Origin of the sequence: Streptosporangium heterodermiicola, from assembly GCF_051390675.1 — a bacterium.
In the GTDB taxonomy this organism is placed as follows: Bacteria; Actinomycetota; Actinomycetes; order Streptosporangiales; family Streptosporangiaceae; genus Streptosporangium.
Map to the genome: position 1 here is coordinate 187707 of NZ_JBPJSR010000004.1, position 24188 is coordinate 211894.

At 69.9% G+C, this 24188-nt stretch carries 23 protein-coding genes; 5 read left to right on the top strand and 18 right to left on the bottom strand.

The features are described from left to right. Nucleotides 1–313: 313 nt before the first annotated feature. Nucleotides 314–1519: a three-Cys-motif partner protein TcmP gene (gene tcmP, locus ACSC1Q_RS10760; protein ID WP_436758514.1), complete on the top strand. Its 1206-nt coding sequence runs from the start codon at nt 314–316 to the stop codon at nt 1517–1519. Here tcmP and ACSC1Q_RS10765 read toward each other — a convergent pair. Beyond that, nucleotides 1506–2282: a DUF5131 family protein gene (locus ACSC1Q_RS10765; RefSeq protein ID WP_436758515.1), complete on the bottom strand. Its 777-nt coding sequence runs from the start codon at nt 2280–2282 to the stop codon at nt 1506–1508. The genes tcmP and ACSC1Q_RS10765 overlap by 14 nt on opposite strands. A 359-nt stretch (nt 2283–2641) precedes the next feature. Here ACSC1Q_RS10765 and ACSC1Q_RS10770 point away from each other — a divergent pair, with 359 nt between their 5' ends. Further along, the gene (locus ACSC1Q_RS10770; protein ID WP_436758516.1) at nt 2642–2851 is read left to right on the top strand and encodes a hypothetical protein; all 210 of its coding nucleotides are present in this window, start codon (nt 2642–2644) and stop codon (nt 2849–2851) included. Nucleotides 2852–2897: 46 nt separating this feature from the next. Here the strand turns inward: ACSC1Q_RS10770 and ACSC1Q_RS10775 are convergent, their stop codons facing one another. Then, nucleotides 2898–3110 (bottom strand): DUF397 domain-containing protein, encoded by a 213-nt coding sequence (locus tag ACSC1Q_RS10775; protein ID WP_436758517.1) that lies wholly within the window; start codon nt 3108–3110, stop codon nt 2898–2900. Beyond that, nucleotides 3101–3922 carry a helix-turn-helix domain-containing protein gene (locus ACSC1Q_RS10780; RefSeq protein ID WP_436758518.1) on the bottom strand — a complete coding sequence of 274 codons (822 nt, stop codon included), beginning with the start codon at nt 3920–3922 and terminating at the stop codon, nt 3101–3103. The genes ACSC1Q_RS10775 and ACSC1Q_RS10780 overlap by 10 nt, the downstream gene beginning before the upstream one ends. Before the next feature lie 843 nt (nt 3923–4765). Between ACSC1Q_RS10780 and ACSC1Q_RS10785 the strand changes: the two genes are divergently transcribed. Together ACSC1Q_RS10785 and ACSC1Q_RS10790 are read left to right on the top strand one after the other, a co-directional pair. Then, a complete protein-coding gene (locus ACSC1Q_RS10785) occupies nt 4766–4972 on the top strand; it encodes a hypothetical protein (protein ID WP_436758519.1) in 207 nt (68 codons plus the stop codon). Nucleotides 4973–4974: 2 nt separating this feature from the next. Then, the gene (locus ACSC1Q_RS10790) at nt 4975–5472 is read left to right on the top strand and encodes an ATP-binding protein (RefSeq protein WP_436758520.1); all 498 of its coding nucleotides are present in this window, start codon (nt 4975–4977) and stop codon (nt 5470–5472) included. On the opposite strand, the gene ACSC1Q_RS10795 is transcribed toward ACSC1Q_RS10790, so the two are convergent. The 3 genes from ACSC1Q_RS10795 to ACSC1Q_RS10805 all read right to left on the bottom strand — a co-directional run bounded on the left by ACSC1Q_RS10795 (nt 5469) and on the right by ACSC1Q_RS10805 (nt 10139). Continuing rightward, nucleotides 5469–6902: a hypothetical protein gene (locus ACSC1Q_RS10795; protein WP_436758521.1), complete on the bottom strand. Its 1434-nt coding sequence runs from the start codon at nt 6900–6902 to the stop codon at nt 5469–5471. The genes ACSC1Q_RS10790 and ACSC1Q_RS10795 overlap by 4 nt on opposite strands. A gap of 13 nt (nt 6903–6915) precedes the next feature. Next, nucleotides 6916–9093 carry a glycosyltransferase gene (locus ACSC1Q_RS10800; RefSeq protein ID WP_436758522.1) on the bottom strand — a complete coding sequence of 726 codons (2178 nt, stop codon included), beginning with the start codon at nt 9091–9093 and terminating at the stop codon, nt 6916–6918. Nucleotides 9094–9299: 206 nt separating this feature from the next. Further along, a complete protein-coding gene (locus ACSC1Q_RS10805; protein ID WP_436758523.1) occupies nt 9300–10139 on the bottom strand; it encodes a WecB/TagA/CpsF family glycosyltransferase in 840 nt (279 codons plus the stop codon). 135 nt (nt 10140–10274) lie between these two features. Between ACSC1Q_RS10805 and ACSC1Q_RS10810 the strand changes: the two genes are divergently transcribed. Next, nucleotides 10275–10823 (top strand): dTDP-4-dehydrorhamnose 3,5-epimerase family protein, encoded by a 549-nt coding sequence (locus ACSC1Q_RS10810; RefSeq protein ID WP_436758524.1) that lies wholly within the window; start codon nt 10275–10277, stop codon nt 10821–10823. Here the strand turns inward: ACSC1Q_RS10810 and ACSC1Q_RS10815 are convergent. The 12 genes from ACSC1Q_RS10815 to ACSC1Q_RS10870 form a co-directional block, all read right to left on the bottom strand. Then, nucleotides 10762–12330 (bottom strand): O-antigen ligase family protein, encoded by a 1569-nt coding sequence (locus ACSC1Q_RS10815; protein ID WP_436758525.1) that lies wholly within the window; start codon nt 12328–12330, stop codon nt 10762–10764. The two genes, ACSC1Q_RS10810 and ACSC1Q_RS10815, sit on opposite strands and share 62 nt — an antisense overlap. 7 nt (nt 12331–12337) lie before the next feature. After that, nucleotides 12338–13048, bottom strand: coding sequence for a hypothetical protein (locus tag ACSC1Q_RS10820; protein ID WP_436758526.1), 711 nt, complete (start codon nt 13046–13048; stop codon nt 12338–12340). An 86-nt stretch (nt 13049–13134) separates the two neighbouring features. Continuing rightward, the gene (locus ACSC1Q_RS10825) at nt 13135–14115 is read right to left on the bottom strand and encodes a hypothetical protein (RefSeq protein ID WP_436758527.1); all 981 of its coding nucleotides are present in this window, start codon (nt 14113–14115) and stop codon (nt 13135–13137) included. Nucleotides 14116–14265: 150 nt separating this feature from the next. Beyond that, nucleotides 14266–15162, bottom strand: a complete 897-nt coding sequence (locus tag ACSC1Q_RS10830; protein ID WP_436758528.1) for a phytanoyl-CoA dioxygenase family protein — start codon at nt 15160–15162, stop codon at nt 14266–14268. Between the two features lie 103 nt (nt 15163–15265). After that, the gene (locus tag ACSC1Q_RS10835; RefSeq protein WP_436758529.1) at nt 15266–16159 is read right to left on the bottom strand and encodes a glycosyltransferase family 2 protein; all 894 of its coding nucleotides are present in this window, start codon (nt 16157–16159) and stop codon (nt 15266–15268) included. Nucleotides 16160–16208: 49 nt separating this feature from the next. Beyond that, entirely contained in the window at nt 16209–17786 is a 1578-nt protein-coding gene (locus ACSC1Q_RS10840; RefSeq protein ID WP_436758530.1) for a lipopolysaccharide biosynthesis protein, read from the bottom strand. After that, nucleotides 17783–18826, bottom strand: coding sequence for a hypothetical protein (locus ACSC1Q_RS10845; protein ID WP_436758531.1), 1044 nt, complete (start codon nt 18824–18826; stop codon nt 17783–17785). The genes ACSC1Q_RS10840 and ACSC1Q_RS10845 overlap by 4 nt, the downstream gene beginning before the upstream one ends. Continuing rightward, the gene (locus ACSC1Q_RS10850; RefSeq protein WP_436758532.1) at nt 18823–20202 is read right to left on the bottom strand and encodes a DUF4910 domain-containing protein; all 1380 of its coding nucleotides are present in this window, start codon (nt 20200–20202) and stop codon (nt 18823–18825) included. The genes ACSC1Q_RS10845 and ACSC1Q_RS10850 overlap by 4 nt, the downstream gene beginning before the upstream one ends. Next, complete coding sequence (locus ACSC1Q_RS10855; protein WP_436758533.1) at nt 20192–21232, bottom strand: NAD-dependent epimerase/dehydratase family protein; 1041 nt, start codon at nt 21230–21232, stop codon at nt 20192–20194. Before ACSC1Q_RS10855 ends, ACSC1Q_RS10850 begins: the two co-directional genes overlap by 11 nt. Nucleotides 21233–21237: 5 nt before the next feature. Further along, a complete protein-coding gene (locus ACSC1Q_RS10860; protein WP_436758534.1) occupies nt 21238–21888 on the bottom strand; it encodes a PIG-L deacetylase family protein in 651 nt (216 codons plus the stop codon). Then, nucleotides 21885–22811 carry a sugar phosphate nucleotidyltransferase gene (locus tag ACSC1Q_RS10865; protein WP_436758535.1) on the bottom strand — a complete coding sequence of 309 codons (927 nt, stop codon included), beginning with the start codon at nt 22809–22811 and terminating at the stop codon, nt 21885–21887. The genes ACSC1Q_RS10860 and ACSC1Q_RS10865 overlap by 4 nt, the downstream gene beginning before the upstream one ends. Then, nucleotides 22808–24052 (bottom strand): methyltransferase domain-containing protein, encoded by a 1245-nt coding sequence (locus ACSC1Q_RS10870; RefSeq protein WP_436758536.1) that lies wholly within the window; start codon nt 24050–24052, stop codon nt 22808–22810. Before ACSC1Q_RS10870 ends, ACSC1Q_RS10865 begins: the two co-directional genes overlap by 4 nt. Nucleotides 24053–24188: the final 136 nt, after the last annotated feature.

A 24188-nucleotide genomic window follows, 5' to 3' on the forward strand; every position in this document is an offset into this window, starting at 1 on the left:
AGAGGGGTCTTCGCAACGAATGAAGGAGCGGAAGAGATCGGACCCCGATCACGCACCTCACGGATCATGACTCACGAAGGCATACGAACCTTGGCGATCCTGCACTGAGGCGTCGCAACGAAGATCCTTCCGGTTTCAAAAAGGACAATCTGCAATAAATTATGCACTCTAATCGAATATCGGTTGACCGTTTTCCCGTCTAAAATTGAGGAGGGAACGTCCTTCGTATGTCATTCTTGTCGAAGCTTTAGCGTGTCACGTGTTTGTCGTGGCACGAGATACCTTTCCCCTCGCGTCGGCAGGATTATCGGAAATGACAGCAAATGAGGACTTCTTTCGCGAAAAGCGTGCTGCAGCGGTGTTCAAGCATGGGATCTTGAAGCGATATCCGCCGGTGTTCGCGGCGAAGGCCGGATTCAGAGTAAAAGATCATCGAGTGGTCTTCGTGGACGGCTACGCCGGTCGAGGGCGGTATGAGGACGGTTCCCCAGGATCGCCGTTGCTCTTGGTGCGGGCCGCAGAGTTCGTCAAGGATTATCGGAACGTCACCGGACTCTTCGTGGAGAAAAATCCCCGCCACTACGCCCACCTGACACGTCTGCTTGCCGAGGAGGGGCGCGGGCTCAAGCATGTGACCCTTCACGGCGACCTGGGAGAGCGTCTGCCGGAGGTTCTCTCCGAGTCACGAGGAGCGGCGCTCTTCGTGTTCCTCGACCCGTTCGGAACGGCACTCCATCATGATCAGCTCGGACAGATCCTGCTCAGGGACGATCCCGCTCCGACAGAGGTTCTCCTCCATTTCAGCGTGAGCGGGGTCGCCCGACTCGGGCCCGCTGTCAGGCAGGTGCGTGACCACGAAAGCCCTCCGCCGGAAGACATGAAGAAGATCGAACGGCTGAACCGTTTTCTCGGCGGGGACTGGTGGCAACAGCATTTCGCGCGCGTCGCGGGTGCCGATGACCTTGGCAGCGCCACCTCTGCGGCTCTTACCGTGAGTGACAGGTATCGCGAGATCATCAGGAACAAGACCGGCTTCGACTCCGTGAGCATGCCTGTCCGGCCACATCCGGACAACCAGCCGAGGTACGTCCTCGTCCTGTTCACCCGCCATGTAGAAGGTAAGTGGCAGTTCGCCGATGCCCTGGGGAAGGCTGGCATGGACTGGCATGAAGCATGGCGAAACGACCGGGTGACCAGGAGCCGTCGGAAGCACGAGACAGGCGGGCAAGCATCGCTCTTCGACGAAGACCCACCGGTCTTCGACAGCAAGAGGTATCAGGAGGAGGAGGGGCCGAAATGGGTTGCGGAGATCGAGAAGAATCTTCAGAGACTGCTGGACGCCCATGGAACGTTCCGCATCGCCGACCACCTGGCAGATGTCTACGGGACCACACTCGGATCAGCATGGATACCACATATCAGAGAGGCGGTAAAACGTCTTAACAGGGCTGGAATGATCGACAAAGACAGCAAAGGAAAATTTCACCTGGAGGCGATCAGTCGGGCTAGGCCGTCATAGGACGAGCCGAGCGTGAGACGTCTGGACGGCGCACCGGCATTTCGTCCCAGGTGCGCCCGTCGAGCAGGCGTCCGCCGGCCTTGGGAGTCCTGCCCCCCCATTGCTTGAAGAAGAAGTCGATCCCATCTCGAAGGCACTGGTCACGAAGCTCACGTACCCAGCGGGGATCGACAGGCCTGGCGCCTGTCCCGCTCTCCCCACCGGCGATCAACCAGTGAACGTCAGCGAGGTCGAGACCGCTCAATGAACCCAGAAGGGGCTCCGCGGAGATGAATCGCACGGCGGCCGGCACCTGCCGCAGAGAGTCGACCCGGGCCGCCACCTCCCGATTCTCAACACTGACCCCCATCCAGACGTTGTCCGGCCATGGGAGTTGGTGGGCGATACGCGCGAGCCGGGTGGCACGCTTTGTCAGCACCTGGTAGGTGTGCTGAGGCGTCGCCGCCATGACGTCGAAGACTCGGCGGACGAAGGCGACGGGGACCCGCGCATGGAATAGATCGCTCATCGAGTTCACGAAAACGATTCGCGGTTCGCGCCAGCGTAGCGGCGCCGCCAGCGTGTCCTCGTGCAGGGTCACCCCGAAACCGGGCCCGCTGGTGCGAGGATCGCCGTCACACTGGTACTTCGCGGCCCCCATGGCTTTAAGTCGCTTCGCAAGTGTAAGCGCATAACAATTATCACAACCGGCCGAAACGCGATCACACCCGGTCGTCGGGTTCCAAGTGACCTCGGTCCATTCGATCCGGCTTCGGTCAGCCATTGGTCATTCCCTCCGCTCAGGCGAGCCTACTAAGTCCACGAACACCGACGTGATTATTAATACACCATATCGTCGTCAATTTTCTCCGCAACGCCCAGAATTAAGGATCCTCAGAGCTGTCTTTCCCCGCGCCGGTCTGGCAAAGCATGGAAAATCTGGATTTGAAGCGGTGCCGCGAATCTGTCCGAGAGAGCGGGCACGCTCATCGATGGGTCGACGCGTCCAGGAGGTGATTCGTGTCCTACCCGGTACGGCAGGCCACAACGCGCTGTTCGTCCTCGACCGGGCCGACCGGGACCGCAGGGGCAGCCATGACGCTCTCCACGATCATGTCGCCTGGGAGCAGAAGGGGCGTGAGAATGAACGCGGTCAACTGGGACAAGGTGAGGCAGCGGGCGCGGGAGCAGCGCCGGGCTGCGGGACTGCCCGTGCAGTCAGATGTCGAGAAGTCTGCCGCGATGGAACGGCTCGTCGCGGAGATCAGGCATGAGCAAGAGCCGGCCCGACGCGACATGGACACCACTGTGGAAGTTTCCGACTCGGGAGCCTCGGTCATCGAGTGCGGATAGGTCGACGGAACCCCTGGCCAGGTTGACCAAGGGTTCGGAAAGTGGCTCAGAAGTCGAACTCGCCCTTCTTGGCGCTGTCGATGAAGGCGTCCCAGACGCTCGCGCTCACCACGAAGGGCGCCCGCTCGGGAGCCTCGGTGTCACGCAGGCCCACCCGGCCACCGGACAGCGGAGCCACTTCAAGGCAGTCCCCACCATTGGGCCCGCTCTTGGTGGCCTTGCGCCAGTCAGCGGTCCTCAGCTCGTCGCTCAGATCCATGTTTTCGCTGCCTCCCTGATCACATCGATCGAGACATGCTGAGATTGTGCCTCAGCTCGGATGGTGTCGTACGTAGCCTGGATGGCTTCGACATCCTCTGATCTATTGGTGACTTGACCGTTTAGCGCAGATTCGAGATACACGATATCCGCACTCCCTTGAATCTGGGCAATGACAAAACCACCAAGAACCCCTGTGGTCACCCCGAGCGCGAGCGGAAGCACCTGGATGGCTATCTTGGGCGACGCGAAGCCGATGAGCATGCGTTCGATCTGATCGTGCATGACTTCCTTACCGCCGATCGGGCGATACAGGACGCCCTCATCCAACACCACCCGCAGCATCGGTGGACCGACCCGAGCGAAGATGGCTTGCCGTGCCATGCGAGCCGCTACGAGTCTCTCCACCTCGTCATCCGTTACACCGGGTTTGCCACGCAGCACTGCTCGCGCGTATTCCTCGGTCTGAAGAAGGCCGGGAACGAGAAGCGGTTGCCAGGTGTGCAATGTGTGCGCCGCCGGTTCGATCTCTAGCCAATCCCGAAACCATCGAGGGCTCGCAGCGTGGGTCATGTACGTCCAGTACCGGACGAGTTCCCCGTTCGCCCCCAGAGCAGCGTCACAGCGTTGTGCCAGGTTGTGACTGGGGTTGCGCTCACCCCGCTCGGTGAAGCTCAGCAGGCTCCTGCTGAATTGGGTCGCCTCGGCCAGGTCGTCCTGGATCATTTTTTCCTTTTTTCGATGCTTGCGGAGTTCCGCGCCGAAGAGGGCCCATTTTTCGTTTTTCGAGTTGGGCTTGGGGCTCGTGGACATTTTGGCTCCGTCCAGCGGGGCATTCCACATCGCGGCACAGGGGACACAGGTTTTCACAAACTGTCACACTGATGTGCCTCGACTTTCGGTACCTAAAGTAGCCATCCGAGAGCACCCTGCGAAGAGGTTCGGGAGCGTAGGACACCGCCGGAGCAGCCCTTTCCTGCGCTAGGTAGGCATCCCTCTAAGGTCGCCTAAAAAATCAACATATACGTCTGGATAAGAGAAGGGGAAATGTCCATCGATTCAGCGAAAAACGCACTCCCGGTCGTACTTCATGCTTCTGCCGGACACGCACCTGTCACCGCTGAGTAAGTCCCGCGAGGTCCCTCCTCGCAAGGCGAACCCGCCAAACCAAACGGGGCCTGCCACGGCACGGAACGCCATGACAAGCCCCTCGACCGGACTCTGGAGGTCCGATCTGATGCGCGATTCTAGAGGAAACCCCAGGCCGATCCGGGTGCGTTGGCACGCGAACCGGCCGCCGACGCCGCTCGGCTGCCGGTGGTGCGGCCATCCCCCATACGCGCACGAGGCCGCCAGCCTCCCGCACCGCGCGCACCATCATTGGGAGCAGCCCACTCCCGCCCAGGTTCACGCCCGGATGAGCACCCGCCGCCTCAACCTCTCCGGACGCCCAGCCGTCGTAACGCCCATCCGCCCGATCCCCGGCCCCACGGCCTCCGTCGCCTTCCCCGTACGGTCTCCGGAGGTTTCCCCGGGACGGCATCGGCGGCCGGAGCAGGCCGTGACCACGGCCGCTGTGCCGTACCGGCGTGGACGACCGCCGAGCACCCGTACTCCCTTCGGCAGGCACACCCCGTACCGGCAGGGGGCGACGGCATGAACGAACGCGCGTCCCGGCCCCGGCGGGGCGGGCGGCATCGGCGGGGAGCGGCCACCGCGCAGGTCGGCTCACGGCTCTGGGACCTGGCCGAACGAGCCGCCGCCGAGGGGCTCGACCGGATCGAGCCCGCCTGGACCGTCTGGTACGGGACGGCACCCGGCGCTTCCATGCCGCTGCCGCCTGGACCGCCGCCGAGCCCCTGATCGTGCGGGCCGACACCGCCGACGAGCTACGCGACCTGATGCACGTGGCCGAGCACGGCACACCGCCACCCCGAGGAGAGACCATGCTCGACATCCCGGACACCCCACCGGCTCCGGACGACCTTTGGACCGTCCACTGGGATCTGCCGCATGATCTGCCGATCGCCGGCAAGGCTCGCGCCATGGTGGGCGAGACGCTTGTCGCCTGGGAGCTACGGCACCTCGTCGATGACGCCGTCCTGGTGGTCGGCGGGTTGCTCGCCAACGCGATCGTCCACGGTGAGCCTGTGGTGAGGCTCTCCCTGCGGGCGAGCGAGGATGAATTTCAGGTCCAGGTCACCGGCCGGGGAAGCGGGCAGCCTCGTCTCCTCGCTCTCGACGCCGAGGCGATCCATGGTCGTGGCCTGGCCATTGTCAAAGCTCTTGCCCACGACCACGGCGTCACGCCCCTTCCCGACCGTCTCGGCAAGACCGTCTGGGCCCGCTGGCATCTTCCCTAAGGCGTGATCCGGTAGATGTGGTGGGAGTACTCGGCGGCGAAGGAGTCGGTGAACCTGCCTGTGGCGTCGACGGGGAGTGTCCGGTTCTCGAAGAGGACCTCGGCGCGTGTGGCGCGCATCCCGCGCGGCAGGGTGAACGTGCGAATGCCGGTGGCCGTGTTCGCGCTGGGCATCGCGAAGACGTAGTACGAGCCCTGGTGGTGCTTCAGCATGGTGTCGAGGCCGGTGCCGAAGCGGTGCGCGTACGACTGGGTGTTCAGCACCGGGGCCAGCTGCGCGATGCGCCGGTTGATCTCGGTCACCGCGGGCCTGACCTTCTTCCCGCACTCCTCGCGCAGGACGTGCTGGGAGTGGCACGGCCCGCCGAAGTTGTGGTTGAAGTAGATGATGCCCCGGGCCTCGTGGATCAGCGAGCTCATGACCGCGCCCGCCACCTGCCGCGGCTGGATGGCCCGGGTGTCGTTCTCGGCGGGCCAGCCGACCTCGACGAAGGCGTAGATCGGCTGGCGGCGTCCGTCCAGCGCGTCCAGCTCGCGCTGGCGGTCGAGGACGGCGCCGTAGTTGGCGGCCCTGCGGCAGCGGGAGGTCGGCAGGGACAGGAAGTTCTGCCCGTCCAGGCAGACGCTCGCGCTGGTGTACCAGTAGAGGTCGGACGAGACGACGTCGGTGAAGCGGTTGACGAACGTGGCGGCGTCCGTGTCCCGCTCCCACATCATCACGCCCTTGCCGTAGTTGGCGTAGTGCATCCTGCCGTCGCCCTTGGGGACCTTCTCCTTGCGGGTGCGCAACACGGTGAAACCGCACCCCTTGTCCTCGGGGACGCACAGGGGGCCCTCGCCGGGGTGGTTGCCGGTCCACTCCGCGTCTCCAGCTTTCGCCCACATGTCGACCTCGTCGTTGAGCAGCCAGCCCACCGTCTCCTTGCCGTAGCCGGGCAGCGGGGCGCTCGTCAGCGCCGACATGCCGTTCTTCCGCACCAGCGTCATGTCGCTGGTCTCGGTCAGCTCCACGTAGGTGTTGAGCCCGGCGGCCCGGTCCTTGTTCGCGTCGTCCTGGGTGATCACGGACTCGAACCAGACGCCCACCGGGAAGAACCACGGGTTCGTCCAGCCCGCCGCCGCCGGTGCGGCGAACCGCCCGTAGTAGGCGGGGCCGCCCTCCCACGGCACCCGTGCGGCCGTCGCGGGCGGACCCGCGGCCGACCACACACCGGCCGACGCTCCGGCGAGCGGGCCTCGGTCCTGGTTACCGGGTACGTCGATCCAGGAGAGGCCGAGCACCGCCACCGACACCGAGACTGCCCCCGCCCCGACGAGCATCGGCAACGACCGCCTGGCCCGGCGTTCCGTCGTCCGTCCAGGGTCCGTCGTCCGTCCAGGGTCCACCGTCTGCGCGTGGTCCGTCGGCTGCTCGTGGTCCTCGGAGCTCATGGTCTCGTCCTCCTCATCGCGGACCCGGTGACAACTCGGCGAGCGCCATCAGCTGCGCGGCGCGCGACGACCAGGAGGCACCGAGTACGGATCCTCGTATGGTGTCCGCGGGCTGCAGGCCTCCGTCGCGCAACGTCGCACGAACAGCGTCGAGGAAGAGGTCGGCGTCCGCGGCGATCCGCACGCGATCGGCATAGTTCGCGAGTTCCTGGAAATCGGTGCTCACCACCGGAAGGCCCAGCGCGAGGTATTCCTTGAGCTTGATCGGGTTCGAATGCCTGATCCACGGGTTGTCCAGCCACGGCATGATCGCGACGTCGAATCCCGATCCGTACGCGGGGATCCGCTCGTACGGCCTGAATCCGAGCCAGTGCACGTTCGGATGGCGGGTGAGCCGGTCCATCGGGACGGTCGCGTCGCCGATCAGGACCAGCGAGACGCCGGGGATCTCGACGGCGATCCGCTCCAGCAGGTCGAAGTCGACGAGATAGCCGTCCAGCGCGCCGAAGAAACCCACCCTCGGCCCGGGGATCGCGCGGAGGTCGGCGGGCTGCTCGCTCTCCGGGCGCCGCCTGAAGTGGTCGGTGTCCACGCCGTGGTCGAGGAAGTGCGCGCGATCCCCGGTCACGCCGCTCTCCTCGCCCATCAGCGCGTTGCTGACGTAGACCACGTGGTCAGAGCGCTCCAGCAGGCCGCGTTCCAGCGCCTCGATGGTCGGCCGGTCGGACTCGGGGAACGACGAGTGCCGGTCGGAGCGGTTGAACACCAGTGCGCGCCTGCGCATCGGCCGTACCACGTCCCAGGCCGTGGGGATGGTCACCATGATCACGGGGTGGCGCAGTCCCAGTGCCCGCGAGACGGCCAGCACCTGTGCCCTGACCAGCAGCGCGTTCACCCGCCTGGCCAGCGGCGACCCGTAGAAGGGCAGCGGCAGCGGGGACATCACGTAGAAGCCGGGCAGCTCCCGCAGCGGCCTCCTGACGAGCATCGCGACGCTGCGCAGCTTGCGCCCGACGCGCCGCAGCACCTGCGTGGACCTGCCCGGCATCGGCATGCGCATCCCGATGCTGTTGACCACGAGGACCTTCCGGTGCGCGGCGACCGAGCGCATGAGCTGGAAGTCCGAGTGCGCCCGGTTGTGGTACCACCAGTCCTGCGCCGAGAAGCAGACGTAGCCGGGGGAGGGTGTCGTGTGAACGGGGTTCTCCGCCGTCCGGAGGGCTCCGTCCGTACGAGCGGGAGAGGCCGTCGGGGGCCGGGGCGTGGAGTCTTCGGGCAGGAGGGGCCATTCGCGCAGGGGGACCAGCTGGCGCAGGGCGGCCCGGTGCCGTGTCCCGCCCTCCCCGCCCCTGGCGACCGCGCGGACCAGCTCGTTGAGCCCGACGGCCAGTCGCATCAGCTGCCCGCGCGGGCGGCCGTACCGCTCCCGGTGCATCCGGACCCGATTCGCCGACGACAGCGCCCACAGCCTGCTCGACGTGGACTGCTCGCCACCGAGGTGAACGGCCACGGCACGGGGCTCGTACCGGACGGCGAACCCCGCCTCCCCCGCCCTGAGCATGTACTCGGTCTCCTCCGAGTACAGGAAGTAGCGCTCGTCGAGCGGGTCCAGGGCGTCCAGGCACGCGCGGGAGATCATCCAGGCCGCACCGGCCACCCAGTCGACCACCTGCGGGCTGTCGTACGCGGCCGGATCCACGACCAGCTCGCCGAGCGCCGGGATCCGCCCGGCCCGGTTCCCGCCCAGCAGCGCCTCCCCGAGTGCCCTCGGCACGGTGGGGCGCCTGCGCATGGAAAGGTGGAGCGTTCCCGTCTCACCGGTGAGGCGGGGGGCGGCGATCCCGGTCCCCGGCAGGGCGAGCGCCTGCCGGAGCAGGAGCACCGAGCCGGGGGCGAGCCTGATGTCGGGGTTCAGCACCAGTACGTCGCAGCCGTCCGCGGCGGCGATGCCCGCGTTCACTCCGGCGGCGAAACCGGCGTTGCGCCCGGTCTGGATCACCTCGGCCTCGGGCGCGACCGCGCGCACCCGCTCGACGGTGTCGTCGGCCGAGGCGTTGTCCACCACCACGACGCGTGCCGGACCGGCATCGGCCAGGGCCGCGTCGAGCGAGCGCAGGCAGCCCTCGACGACCTTGCCGCTCGAATACGTGACGATCACTACGGCCAGCGGGAGCCGGTCTGGAACAGCCATGTCGGAGCCGTTTCTCGTGAGAGAGGACCGTGGGGGGATGGTGGTCGCGCCTGAGGGCCCGGGGGACGGGGAGGGCGGGGAGGGCGGGGAATCGGCGCTCATCGCTTCGATTCCGGACACGGCGTGAGATGTCTCGGACGCGGGGTCGGGGGTAATGTGCGACGCCTCGGTGTCGGGGGTCATGTGCGGCGCCTTGATGTCGGGGGTCATGTGCGACGCCTTGGTGTCAGGCGGGTGCGCAGGGCGCCCGCGAGGAGGGCGATCGCGAACGGGGCGTCGTCGCGCAGGTAGCGGCGGGCCAGGCGGCGCGGTTCCAGGGCGAGCCGGTACAGCCACTCCGCTCCCACCCGCTGGACCGGCCCCGGGGCGCGGCTGAACCGTCCGGCCGCCATGGGAATCCCGGCTCCGCAGCCGAGGTACCAGGCGTCGGGCAGCTCCGCCCGCAGGGCCTCGATGACCCTTTCCTGCTTGGGGAAGCCCAGCCCGACGAGGACGAGGTCGGGGGCGGCTGCGACCACCCCCTCGACCACCTCGCGCATCCCTTCCGGTGTGCTCTCGAACCCGAAGGGGGGCGAGCAGGTTCCCGCCACGCGCAGTCCCGGGCGGCCTCCGGTGAGCACCCGCGCCGCGTCCTCAGGGACGCCGGGCTCCCCGCCGAGCAGGTAGACCGAGCGGTTCTCGCGTGCGGCCCGTGTGGTCAGGGAGTGTACGAGCGAGGCACCGGTGATCCTGCTGATCCCGCGGGGAACCGCCGACCCGGCGAGCCTCGACGCCCAGACCACCGGCATGCCGTCGGCGACCACGATCTCGGAGCGGGTGACGAGGTCCGCCAGTGCGGGGTCACGCGTGGCGGCGCGGACGATGTCGACGTTCGCGGTGACGATCGCGCCGCCGCGCCCCCGGCGCCACCCGGCCGTCACGTGGTCGAGAAGCTCCGCCTCGCTGACCGCCATGACCTCGACGGCCCCGACCCGGACACGCGCGAACCCCGCCCCGAACCTCTCGGGTGTCGCCGAAGGCGCCACCGGCAGGGGCGGCCGGCCCACGAGAAGGACGTTCTCCGGGGTACGCGGGCCGGTACCGTTTCCCGCTTCCGCACGGCCCGGAAGCTCCGTACGCCGATCGGTACCGTTTCCCGCTTCTTCGTGGCCGGGAGGGGCGGGAGTCGGAAAGATGGGCTCATGAGAGTCGAACGCGCCGAGATCGACGATGTCCTGCTCTTCGTCCCCACCCAGTACAGGGACGACCGTGGGCTGTTCACCCGCACCTTCGACGCGGCGCTCGCCGCCGCCCACGGGCTGCGGCCCGAGGCGTTCGTCCAGGACAGCCAGTCGCGGTCCCGGCTGGGGACGATCAGGGCCCTGCACGGCCGGGGCGGCCGGGGGGAGGCCAAGCTCGTCCGGTGCGCCCGCGGGGCCGTGCACGACGTGCTCGTCGACGCCCGGCCGGGCTCGCCGACCTTCGGCCGCCAGATGTCGGTGATTCTCGACGATGAGACGTTCGTCCACCTCTACGTTCCTCCTGGTTTGTTGCACGGCTATCAGGCACTGACCGACCAGGCCGACGTCTGCTACCGGATCGACCGGGAGCACGATCCCGCCGAGGACCTCGCCGTCCGCTACGACGACCCCGATCTCGGCATCCGGTGGCCGCTGCCGGTCACCGCGATCAGCGAGCGGGACCTGGCCGCGGGCTCCTGGGCGGATCTGCGCGCCCGGCTGGCCGGGTGACCTTCCCGGCGGTCTCGGCGGTCTCAGCGGTCTCGGCGGCCTTCTCATCAGTCTCCTCTCCGGACTCCCGGACCTCCCCGGACTCCCGGGCCTGCTTGGGCTCCCGGGACTCACCGGCCTCGCCGGACTCCCCGTCGGGCCTCTCCGGCGGCCGGGCGGCCTGAGCCCTCGGCGGCCGGGTGGCTCGCAGCAGCGAGCCGGCGGCTCCGATGATCAGGAATGACAGGCCCGTCACGGTCGCGAACGAGCGCAGGTCGAACGTGGCCGCCCCGACCAGGGGGACGACCAGGCACGCGGCCAGGGTCAGCCCCAGGTCCCGTACGGCGGGGTCGGAGCTGAGGCGGCGGACGCGCAACGCCGCCCAGATGCCGGTCAGGAAGATCCCGGAGAAGGTGGCCATGCCGATGACCCCTGTCTCCACCAGCGACAGGATGTACTGGTTGTCGAAGATCAGATGCTTGGGCGCGTACCAGGTGCCCAGTCCCCTGCCGACCCAGAAGTGGTTCCCGATCTCGGTGGCCGCCACCGCGTAGTCATGGGTCCGGTACTGGATGCTCGAATCGCTGGACAGGCTGGTGAACAGCCCCAGGAAGACGCTCATCAGGCCGGGTACGGCCACCTTCATCCCCGCCAGGAAGCCCACGCCGCCGATCGCCGCCCACATCCTCCTGCGCGCGGGCCACCCGGCGACGAGCACCACGCTGACGACGCCGAGCCCGAGGACCGCCGACCGCGACACGGAGAACATCAGGCCGGTACCGATCAGCGCGCAGCAGGCCCACCACCGCAGGGAGGGCTCACCCCGGTCGCGGGCGCCGAACGCGTAGTGCAGCGCGAGAGGGATGATCATCGCGCAGACGACGCCGAGCTCGATGGGGTGTCCCGTGGTGGCCGCGACCCGGCGCAGGGTGTTGCGTTCGAGGATCGCCGGCAGCTCCGAGGTGAACCGGAAACCGGGGAAGGCCAGATACTTCGTCAGGTCGAATTCGAGCACGAACTGGAGTGCCGCGATCACCCCGACGGCCGCGCCGGAGATCACGAGACACCTCAGGACGAAGTCCAGCCGCTCCCGCCCCCGGATGCCGTCGCACGCCCCGAGACCGATGCCCACCAGCGCCACGACGAGGACGATGCTGTGATCGGCCATGTCGAGCTCGTCGGGCGGGAGGTAGGCGGCGCTTGCGTACCCGTAGGTGGCCAGCATCGCCGCGGTGTACACGAACAGCGCGGTGCGTACGGGGTTGGAGCCCTTGGCGGCGCCGAGCGTGGTGGTGAGCTGCGCGCAGAACCACCACAGCGCGGCGAAGAGGCCGACCGCGTCGGCGGGCGTGAGCGAGAAGGGCAGGCCGCGGAAGACCAGTCGTGCCGGGGACAGCATCAGGACCACCGCGAACGCGGCGGCGAGGGTGGCCCCGTCGGCACTGCGCAGGCCGGGGCGGTCCAGGGAGGCGACGGACACGGGAGCCGGGGCTCTGGTCGGGGCCGGGGCCGAGAGCGTGCGGGCCACGGGAACCTCACCGCCTCAGGAGGGAGGGTGCGGCGGGCACCCCGGACGCCGCCACGGGCACCCTGCGTCTCCGCCTCCGCGCGTCCAGGAAGCTCTCCAGGGAGAACACCGCGGCGAGGCTCGCGAGCACCCCGAGGAGCAGCGCGGCGGCGGCCCCGCGCGTCTTCCCCCCAGTCTGGGGTTGCGGCTCCGTCGGCGGCACCATCTCGTTCATCGTGATGTAGGTCGCCGGGGGCGCGTCGAGCTGCCGCTGGCGACCGGCCAGCTCGATCCTCGCGCGGTCCCTGACCCGCGTCACGATGTCCCGCGCCCCCTCCGGCGACATGCTCGTGCCCTCGATGTACACGAAAGGCCCGCCGTCCAGCGCCTCCGGATTGGTGCTGCCGTTGGTGGCCGTGAAGGTGGTGTCGCCCTCCGGTTGCACGCCGAGCGCCTCCGCCGTCTCCGGCGCGCTGATCACCTGGATGAGGATCGAGGCGGACATGCTGAGGCCCCAGTCGAAGTTCAGCAGGGGGTTGGTCAGCCCGTTGGGGCGCTCGGGGTTGCTCGGCAGGCTTCCGCCGGTGGGCGGGATGGTGAGTACGAGCACCGCGTTCGAGACGTAGAGGGTGGGGATCGACGAGTAGACGGCCAGCGCGGCGCCGATGGACAGCAGGAACGCCGGCAGGGCGATGTACCAGCGCCGTAACACGATGAGTACGGTCCCCCAGAAGTCCACGCGTTTCCTCTCGTCTTCCTGTCGCGTTCCTGTCGCGGCCGCTGCCCGTCGCCGTCGCCTGCTTGCCGTCGCCTGCTTGCCGTCGGCTACGTGTCTCCGTCTACCTGTCGTCCTCGTCCGGGTGTCGCCGAGGGCGCCGGGGACGCCGGGGACGCAGGGAACATCGCCTCCGCCGGATACACGGTGACCGGCGGCTCGGAGGCACTCCTGCCGTCGCGGTCTCCGCGCCTCCTGCCGTCCCCGCCGATCCCGCCGATCCCGCCGCCCTTGCCGTCCCTGTCGCCCTCATGCTCCGGGCCCTTTTCCGGGAGGTCACCGGAGAGGTCACCGGGACGCGGCTCGCCGGACCGGCCCGCCGGGGCCGGGGTGGCGTCCGTGACCGGCCGGGGCTCGTCGGGCGGCCCGTCACCGGACCTCCTCCGCCGGAACACCCTCCGGCGCTCCACGGCGTACACCGTGCCGAGGCCGAGCAGGATGACGGCGAACGCCGCCCCGCCCGCGGCCTGCCACGTACCGCTCCGGTCCATCGCGGGGTAGGCGGCGGGCACCACCTCGACGAAACCGATGAAGGTGGAACGGGGGGCGCCGAGCACCTCCTGCCTGCGGACCAGCTCGGTCCTGAGACGGAACTGGGTCCTGGCCATGACGGTACGGGTGACCTCGGCGGAGTCGCTCTCCACCTCCAGGTACACGAACGGGCCGTTCATGAGGATGCCCAGCATGTTGGGGTTGGTGCGCCCGTCGTTGATCGTGACCGTGACGGGACCGTCCTTCACGATGCCCAGTTCCGTCGCGACCGCCTCGGTGTTCATGGACAGGATGAGAATGCCCGCCGTGGTCCTGAGGCCGTCGCTGAACTGCAGCAGCGGGTTGCTCCGCCCCGGCGGCTTGGCCGGGTCCGTCGTCCCTCCCGCGGGAGGCGTGGTCAGCACCATGGAGGCGCTCGACACGTAGCGCGGGGGCACCATGGAGAAGACGACCACGGCGGCGAGGAGCGCCAGGCCGGCCAGCGGAAACCCGACCCGCTTCCTTCTGGCGAGGTCGAGGATGGTCTTCCAGAACTCCACTACGTCGTCCCCGCTCCCCCGAGCGCGCCAGACGCCCGGGACACGATGCGTGTTGGTGGCAGCACACGAACTCCTTGTTGTCACGACGGGCGTCGCCATGGACGTCACATGGCGTCGCCGCGGTGTGGCGGCGGCCGGGGGTCCGGCCGCTCACCCGACCCTGGTCAGGGCCTCCTCCTCGTACTCCAGCGCCAGCTCCTCCGGCATCGGGTCGAGGTCGGAGGAGCGGACGAAGTCACGCAGGGTGGTACCGGTGCACTCCGCGTCCACGTTGCGGGCGCCCCGGCGGGTGCGTACGTCGTCGATGTGCACCGTGCGGAAGTCGATGCTGAAGCGGGTCCTGCCCGAGGTGTTGGGCACCGTGGAGTGCAGCTGGGCGCCGGAGAACACCATGACGCCCCCCGGCTCAGGCACCACCCGCACCTGCGGGTCGAGCACGACGGCCTCCTCTGGACGGGGCTGGTCCCTGGTGTCGCCGCGCACGTGCTGGGCGGCGGTGAGCCGGCTGGTCCTGTTCCACTCCGCGTAGTCGTAGCGGGCGCTGCCGTTGCGCACCGGGCTGCCGAAGTACTGGGGGTGGAAGGCCATCACGTTCTCCGGGACCACCTCGTAGACGGGGATCCACCAGTTGAGCTGGTTGAACGGGGCCGAGTACCAGCAGTCGCGGTGCGGGTGGAAGGCGTAGGAGATGCCGGAGGTGAGGTAGTCGTGGGAGGTGGAGGTGCGCAGCCTGGGCACGTCGAAGTAGGTGAGGTCCAGGTCGCACCCCAGTTCCTCAAGCACCGCGGGCAGCAGTTCCTTGCACCGGGGGTGATGGATGAACCGGGGCTTGAGCCCGGCGAGCAGTTCGGCGAACTCCTCGACCGGCATGTCGAACTGGGCGGTCTCCGGGTCGCGCTCGCCGAACGCCTCGGCGATCAGCTCCCTGGCGAAGGCGGCCAGCCGGGCGGAGGCGGGCGTCGCCGAGTAGACGAAGACCTGCCCTTGGTAGAGCTGCTCCCTGCGCGTGTCGTCGTCCACCACGCTGTTGGAGAAGACGGTGGTCACGGGGTTCTCCTTTCTGGAATCACTGGTCTGGGATCGCTGATCTGGGATCACCGGGACGGACGGGACCGGCAGGCTCGGCGCCTGCCTCGTGAAGGGGCATCTCTCACCGCCCGCCGGGGACGAGCCCCGAGGCGATCAGGGCGAGCCTGCGGCCCCGGCGGGCCGCGGTGAGCCGCTGGCGGCGCGCGTACATGCCGAGGACGGCCGCGCGGGCGCGGCGGCGCTGGTCGGGGGTGAGGTCGGCCTCCCGCAGCCAGCGGAACAGCTCCCCGCACTGCAGGACGCTGGAGCAGCGGGCCCGCCAGGGCGGCACGTCGAGGCGGCGGGCGATCGCGGACAGGGTGTCGTGCTTCCAGTTGCGGTGGGCGAGGACCTCGGGGACGTGCCCCCACGGTCCGGCCAGCGCGAGCTTCGCCGCGAACACCTCGTCCTCGCGCAGCATGTTGCGCCGGGGGATTCCCGCCAGGGGGTTGCGCCGCAGCGTGCCGTACAGCGGGTCGATGAGCAGGTGGCTCTCGTTGAGCAGCCGCAGCATCTCGGCGAACCGCTCGACCGGGTCGTCCGAGGCCAGCCCCGAGCCGTCGAGGGGGGCGGTGGTGACGGTGCCGTCGGGCCCGGTGTAGGCGACCTGCGTGGTGACCAGGACGAGCCGCTCGTCCTCCGCGAACGCCTGGAGGGACCGGGAGACGCACGCGGGCTCCAGCCGGTCGTCGTCGCCGACCCAGCGGAAGAACGTGCCCGCGACCAGCTCGGTCGTACGGACGAAGTTGTCGAACAGGCCCACGTTCTCGGGGTGCCTGCGGTAGACGATCCGGCGGTCGGCCGCGGCCAGGTCGCGGCAGATCTCCTCGGTGCCGTCCGTGGACGCGTTGTCGGAGATCACCAGCTGGAGGCGCTCGTGGTCCTGGCCGAGCACCGAACGGATCGCGCCCTCGATCCGCCCGGCCCCGTTGCGTACGGGAAGCACGATGGACACCAGCGTGTCGGCGTTCTCCATCCGGTCTCTCCTCTCGTGGATCGTGTGGTTCTCGCAGGGCCGTGGACGGTCAGCGGGCGCGGGCGGGGACCGCCCGCGCGCCGAGCTGTTTGAGCCGCGCCGCGGGCACGGCGATCAGGAGGTACGCGAGCAGTCCCCCGCCACCGGCCACGCAGAGCTGGACGAGCGCGGAGCCCGCGGTCGTCCCGCCCGGGTGTCCGCCCGACAACCCCCCCAGCAGACCGGCGAGCGTCATCGTGACGGCCGCCGCGACCACGGCGCCCAGCAGCGGGCGTACGAGGGCGGGCAGGACGGGTGCCAGGCGCACCCCCGCGCGGCTCAGCGCCAGGGCCGCCATCGGCAGGGCGACCAGGACACCGGCGAGCGCGTGCCCGATCGCCGCGCCACGGATGCCGTACCAGTGCGTGCCCGCCCACAGCGCGGGCACCAGCGCCACGGCCCAGCCGAGGTTCATCCACACGGTGGCCCTGGTGGCGCCCGCCGAGGTGAGGATGTCGAAGGCGAGGGAGGTGAGCATCCGAACGACCATCAGGACCGCTAGCAGCGCCAGGACCCCGGCGGCCGGGGCCCACTTCTCGCCGTAGAGGAACGCCACGATCGCCGGGGCCAGCGTGGCCGTCACCACGGCGACCGGCAGGACGAACGCGACCAGCAACGGCACCGAGCGCTGCACCCCCAGCGACAGCGACTCCGGCCGCTGCTCGGCGAGCCGCGAGAAGCTGGGCACGGTGACGTACCGCAGGGCTGTGCCGATCACGCTGGGCACCCAGCTGGAGACGTTGAACGCCAGCAGGTAGAACCCGAGGGCGACGGGGCCGAGCACGGCGCCGACGATGACGTAGTCGGCGTTCATCAGCACCGCCTCGATGCCGAGCCCCAGGGCGAGCGGCGCCCCGAACCGCAGGAGCCTGGCCGCCACCTCCCGGTCGAAGCCGAGGCGGAACGGCAGCCCGGCCCAGGCGAGCACCAGCGCGCCGGTGACCGTGTTGGCCGCCACCTGGCCGACGGCGAAGCTGTAGGCGCCGGCGCCGTTCGCGGCGAGGGTGACGGCCACCCCGGCGTTGACCAGCGAGCCCGCGATGTTGGCCTTGGTCAGCCTGTCGTGCCCGAACCCGCGCATCAGCGAGCCGGCCCGCACGGCGGTGACGCCGTCGATGAGGATGATCGCGGTGAGCAGCCGGACCACCGGGGTGGCCTCCGCGCTGCCGGCCAGCTCCGCGAAGTACGGGGCCACCACCCAGAAGATCCCGTACATCCCGGTGCTGAACGCGACGGCCATCACCGTCGCCGTCGGCGCCATCTCCTCGACCCGGCCCCGCCACTGCACGGTGGCGGCGATGATGCCGACGTCGTTGACGTGCATGACGAAGGTGGTCGCGGCGAGCGCGATGGCGTAGAGACCGAAGTCCTCCGGCACGAGCAGCCGGGCGAGCACCAGTCCCATGACGAAGGTGGTCGCCTTCGTCCCCAGGTTGCCCAGGAGACTCCAGCGCAGCCCGCGACCGGCCTTCCTGCCGATCGTCCCGACCTGCTCACCGGCCGACCCGGGTGAACCGGCCGAACCGTCCGAACCGGCCGAATCACTCGAACCGGTCTCGCCGTCTGTCTCGGGGGACGACCCGTTCACCTGGGCTCCTCGACGCGTTCGAGCCAGATCTCCCGCCAGAACGGCACGAACTCACGCGGGCAGCTGACGTTGTACGCGCCCGCGCAGATGACGCCCTCCAGGATGATGCAGGGGTTCTTCATCGTCAGCATCCGGCCGGTCTTCTCGTCCAGGCACCTCTCGACGCGGGCGCTCACCCGGGCGACGTGGCCGCAGTAGCGCGACATCTCCTCCTCGAACCCCATGCCGCGGTTGAGCAGGCCGTCGTTGAGCGTCTTGAGGATCTCCTCCTTGGACCTGACCCTGACGAGCTCTCCGGGCTGCAGGTCCAGGGTCCGCGTCGGGGTGGTCGGCCCGGCTCCGCCCCTGACGAACCCCCAGCGCATCCCGCCCCTGATCCACAGCCGCCTGGGCAGGACGCGCTTGCTGACCTGCTGGAAGCGGTTGAACAGCCCGACGAGGAACGAGCGCAGCATCCAGGTCACGCCCACGTTCCCGGTGCGCACGTCGGCGACGTACTGCCCGACGTCCTTGAACGGCAGGCAGGTGGGCGCGGCGCGCAGCAGCTCGGTCGCCTGGCAGGAGAAGCGCTCCTCCCCGTCGGGTCCCGGCTCCTTCCTGGTGGCGGCCTGGAGGATCGGCAGCAGCGGCCTGCCCGCCGCGAGACCGACGGCCGTGACGGGAGGAGCGGGGGAGTCCGGATCCACCCGCTTGAGCCAGGACTCCTTCCAGTAGAACTGGCAGGCCGTCTGGCAGCCGCCGTGCGCCTGCCCGTCGCAGCGGGCCCCGGTCAGGTGGACGGCGCGCTCCATCCGCCGCATGCCGCTGCTGCTGATCGTGTCGCAGAGCTTGTGCGCCACCTTGTGCACCGTGAGCCGCCGCCCGCAGAAGGCGAGCATCTCCGGCATGAAGGGCAGCTCGTCCAGCTCCCCCTTCCCGTCCAGCGTGGCCATGATCTCGGCCTCGCTCAGCACCTCCACCGTCTCGCCGACCCGGAGGCCGAGCGCCCCGCCCACCCCGGAGCCCGCCCGGGAGCCCGTCACGACCTGGAACCGCGTCACAGCGAACACTCCTTGAGAAGTCCCGAACCACGAAGGGCCCGTGCCGCCTCCGCCACGGCACCGAAGGGAAGATCGGACCGTTCCGCGATGTCCAGGAGGCTGTGCCTCCCGTCGGAGAGGTTCAGCACCCACAACATCGCCATCTGGGCCTCCTTGGTGTCGCTGCGCCCGCCCAGCGACCCGTACAGGCCCCGCCTGCCCAGCTGCGGTTCCCCGTACGGGCTGAGGTTGAGGTACGCGCGGTCGTCCTCCAGCACCCGGGTGACCTCCCAGCAGGTCTCCAGGGTGTCGGCCATCGCCTCGGGGGAGACGAAGGCCGGGTCGTCGGCGGAGGTGTGGTACTCCGGGTAGCCCGCGTACGGGGTCCTGGTGAGCGAGCCGACGGGCAGGTCGAAGCCGGGCGAGCAGAACTGCCGCTCGTCGTAGCCGTAAGGGGAGAAGTCCACGACCGTGTGGGGGCGCCCCGAACTCCGCAGGACGTGCCGCACGGCCCTGTCGATCCCGGCGTCGCCCCGCCTGCTGCGCTTGTACGTCAGCGGGCCCCGGTCCCCCGCGCAGGCCAGCACCAGGCCGTGCCTGATCCGCCCGGCGCGCTCCCGGTTGCGCGCCAGCCAGGCGATCGCGCCGATGGTGCCCGGCGCGAACAGGAAGCGGTAGGTGTACCACGGGTCGGCCCCGGCCAGCCGCCGGGCGAGCCGGACCGCCACCGCGATCCCCGCCAGGTTGTCGTTCGCCAGCGAGGGGTGGCACACGTGGCAGGAGACGAGCACCTCCTCGGCGACCCTGCCGGGCACCACGTGCTCGCCGTAGGTCAGGTGCCCGTCGGCGAGCGTGGAGTCGATCATGACCTCGTACGGCCCGTCGGGGAGCCCCTCCAGGGTGTCGTGGGCGAGGCAGAAGCCCCACGTCTCCGCGTAGTAGCTCGTGCGGTACGGGACCAGATCGGGCTGCTCGGGGAGCGTGTGCAGGTGCCCGCGCAGCTCGTCCAGGGTCATGGTGGCCGACACCGGGACGCTGTAGCCGACCACGTGCAGGTTCGAGGCGCCGAAGTCGACGACCCTGTTCCCCGAGGCGTCCTTGACGTAGGCGTCGCGGATGTTCCACTCCCTGGGCACCGTCCAGTCGAGGACCTGGGTGCCCGTCGGCACCTCGCGGACCTGCAGGCCGAGGGACTCCCCGATGATCTCCAGGGTGCGGCGCACGCCGTCGCCGGTGATGCTCCTGCAGAGCGGGTAGAGCCGCTCCACCAGGGCATGCATCTCGCGCCCCTCGCCGCCGCCCCCCTCCTCCGGCACCTCGCTCACCGCCTCCGGAGCCCGGCCGCCGGTGTCATCTGTACCGCCGATGTCATCTGTGCCGCCGGTGTCACCCGTCACCGTTCACCGCCCCGCGTGGCCGCAGCGACCCGTCGACGGTTCCGGCCTCGCGGCGGGCCGACAGCCACGCCAGCCTGGTGAAGTCGCGCCGGAAACCGTCCTCGGTCAGGCCGAGCCGCCCGTACGCCTCGGCCAGCTCGACCGCGCCCGCCTTCACCGTCCACATCGGCCGGTAGCCGGGGAGCGCGTCCCGGATCCGGGAGAAGTCGACCCGGTAGGAGCGCGGGTCGGCCCCGGTCTCCCCGGTGATCACGACCCGGGAGCCTGGCACCGCCTCGGCGACCTCGGCGGCGATCTCCGCCACCGTCACGTTGTTCTCCTCGGTGCCGACGTTGAAGGCCCTGGCGTGTATCGCTTCGCACGGGGCGGTCAGCGCCATGGCGAAGGCGTTCGCGATGTCGGCGGCGTGCACCAGCGGGCGCCACGGGGTACCGTCGGACAGCACCCTGACCTCCCCGGACAGGAGCGCGTGCCCGACGAGGTTGTTCAGCACGATGTCCGCGCGCAACCTGGGCGAGAACCCGAACGCGGTGGCGTTGCGCAGGAACACCGGGCTGAAGTCGCCGTCGGCCAGCTTGAGCAGGTCGTTCTCCACACGGACCTTGGAGTCGGCGTACGGGGTGACCGGGCGCAGCGGCGCGTCCTCGTCGACCAGTTCGGAGCCTGAGGCGCCGTAGACCGAGCAGGTGGACGCGTACAGGAACCGGCGCACGCCCGCCTCGCGGGCCAGCCGGGCCAGCCGCACCGCGGCGCGGTGGTTGATGTCGTACGTCAGCTCGGGCGCCAGCGCGCCCAGCGGGTCGTTGGACAGCGCGGCGAGGTGCACCACCGCGTCCACCCCCGCCAGGAGCCCGGGGGTGACGTCCCGCAGGTCGACGGCGTATCCGGGCGGGTCGTCGGGCACGGGGCCCAGCACGCGTCCGGCGAAGAGCCCGGAGTCGAGCCCGGTCACCTCGTGGCCCTCGGCGGCGAGCACCGGGGCCATCACACTCCCCAGGTAGCCCTGGTGCCCGGTCAGCAGCACGCGCATCCGGTTCAGCCTCCAGCCAGGTCGAAGGTCAGCTTGTTGACGTGGAACGCCTCGGCGTAGCGGGCGTGGCACTCGATCCCGCGGATGCGGGCCAGCCCCAGGAACGCCTCGCGGTCGTACCAGGAGCGGTGACGCTGGGAGGGGTAGTGGCGGTGCAGCAGGCCCACCTTCGCCTCGGCCACCTCGGGCGCGAGCGGCTGGTAGGCCGTGGGCCGCCCGAGGTCGCCGTCCCACTTGACGATCTCGTAGCCGAGCACCTGGTGGTCGCGGAAGGCCGTGGGCACCAGCCTGGCCAGGCCCCGGTGGTCCTGGTGGGCGTCGGCGGGGTTCGGCGCGAACAGCAGGTCGGGGTCGGTGCGCGCCCGCAGCTCCTCCACCGCCTCCTTCGCCTCCTCCCAGCGCGCGGGCAGCCGCCCGTCGGGCAGCTTGAGCACGGTGAGCCGCAGGTCGGCACCGGGGCAGAAGGCGGCCAGCGCGGCGCGCTCCTCGTCCTCCCGCTCGGTCCCGCCGCCGGAGAGCACCAGGGCGTCCACCCGGACGCCGGGGCGCGCGGAGCAGAGGGTGAGCAGGCTGCCGCCCGCCCCGATGGCGAGGTCGTCGCAGTGCGCGGCGAGCAGCGCGATCCGGCCCGTCCCGGCCGGCCGGAACCGGATCACGTGACCGTCACCGCCGCGTGCCCTCCGCCGGACACCGCCGCGGACCCGTACCCGGGCGCCTGCCCCACCGCCGCCGCGGACCCGTACCCGGCCGCCGCCGCCTCGCGCTCCGGGACCGTCACGGGTCCGCGTACGGGCACCGGCGCCCGCTCGTGCTCCCACAGCGCCCAGGGGCGGTCGCCGCGCGAGTAGGCCTCGTCCAGGGCCATCCGCTCCTTGACCGTGTCGGTCGGCCGCCAGTAGCCGCGGTGCGGGTACGCGAGCAGCCTGCCGCGCTTGGCCAGCTCGCCGCAGCCGTCCGCGACCAGGTCGCCGCCCTCCGGGATGTGTTCGAAGATCTCCTGGCGGAGCACGAAGTACCCGCCGTTGACCCAGAGCGGCATCTCGCTGACCGGGGTGATCCCGCCGACCGTGCCGCGCTCCCCCAGCTCGATGCAGTGGAAGGTGTCGGAGGGCGGCACCACCATCATCGACGCGCCCGCGCCCGACCGGGTGAAGCGGTCGACGATCTCCGGCAGCGGCGCGTCGGTGAGCACGTCGGCGTAGTTGGCCAGGAACATCTCCTCGCCGTCCAGGTGGTCGCGGACCCGGCGCAACCGCTCGCCGATCGGCGACGCGATCCCGGTCTGCACGAACGAGATCGACCAGTCGGAGATGTCGGTGGACAGCAGCTCGATCCTGCCCCCGCGCAGCACGAAGTCGTTGGACGTCGTCTCCTGGTAGTTCAGGAAGAAGTCCTTGATGTGGTGCGCGCCGTACCCCAGGCAGAGGATGAACTCCGTGTGCCCGAAGTGCGCGTAGTAGCGCATCACATGCCAGATGAGCGGCCGGGGTCCCACGAGCTGCATGGGCTTGGGCGCGTCGCCGGGGGTGCCGGTGCGCATCCTGGTGCCGTATCCGCCGCAGAAGAGGACGACCTTCACGGGTTCACCTCGACGATCTCCAGGTTGGGGATGGGGAAGACCAGCCGGCCTCCCCAGGCGTGCACGAAGGACAGCTGGCCGACGAGCTCCTCGCGGAGGTTCCACGGCAGGACCAGCACGTAGTCGGGCCGCTCCTCGGCGAGCCGCTCGGGCGGCAGGATCGGCACCCGCGTGCCCGGGGTGAACCTGCCGTGCTTGTACGGGTTGCGGTCGACCGTGAAGGGGAGCAGGTCGGGCCGGATGCCGCAGTGGTTGAGCAGGGTGTTTCCCTTGCCCGGCGCCCCGTAGCCCGCGACGGTCCTGCCCTCGCGGGCCGCGTCGAGCAGGAAGCCCAGCAGGTCGCGCCGCACCCGCGCCACCCGCTCGCCGAACTCGGCGTACCCGGACAGCTCGTGCAGGCCGGCGGCCTTCTCCGCGGCGAGCAGCGCGGCCACCCGCTCGCCCGGCTCGGCCCGCCCGGTCACGGCCTCCAGCGGCCTGGCCCACAGGCGGATCGAACCCCCGTGCGTGGGCAGCGACTCGACGTCCACGAGGGCGAGCCCGCCGGTGGCGAGGGCGCGCTGGGCGGAGGCGACCGTGTAGTACTGGAAGTGCTCGTGGTAGATCGTGTCGTACTGGTTACGCTCCATCAGGGTGAGCAGGTGCTGGACCTCGATGGAGACCCAGCCGTCGTCGGCCACCAGGGCGCGCAGCCCCCGGGTGAACCCGACGACGTCCGGGATGTGGGCGTAGACGTTGTTGGCCACCACCAGGTCGGCGGGCCCGTGCTCCGCGCGCACCGAGACGCCGGTCTCCGGGTCGAGGAACGCCGTGAAGGTCGTCACCCCGGCGTCCCTGGCCGCCCTGCCGACGTTCTCCGACGGCTCGATGCCCAGGCACCGGATGCCCCGCTCGACGACGTGCCGCAGCAGGTACCCGTCGTTGCTCGCCACCTCGACCACGAACGACCCGGCCCCCAGCCCGAGCCGGTCGGCCGCCCCGTCCACGAACTCCCGCGCGTGCTCCACCCACGAGGTGGAGTAGGAGGAGAAGTAGGCGTACTCGGTGAAGGTCTCCTCCGGCGTGATCATCGGCGGGATCTGCGCCAGCCAGCAGCCGGTGCAGACCCGCAGGTGCAGCGGGTAGGTGACCTCGGGCTCCTCCAGCTGCCCCTCGGTGAGGAACCGCTCGCAGGGTGGGGTCGCCCCGAGGTCGACGACGCTGGCGAGGCTCGTCGAGCCGCACAGCCTGCAGGTTGTCATGAATGCGCTCCCTCGCCGCGTGACGCGGTCCGACGGTTCTCCGACTTGATCGCTCTCGTGCCCGGCCACCGATGCCCGTGGGTCGCTCTCATGCCCGGCCCCCAGCTCCTGTGGGTCGTTCTCGTGCCCGGCCACC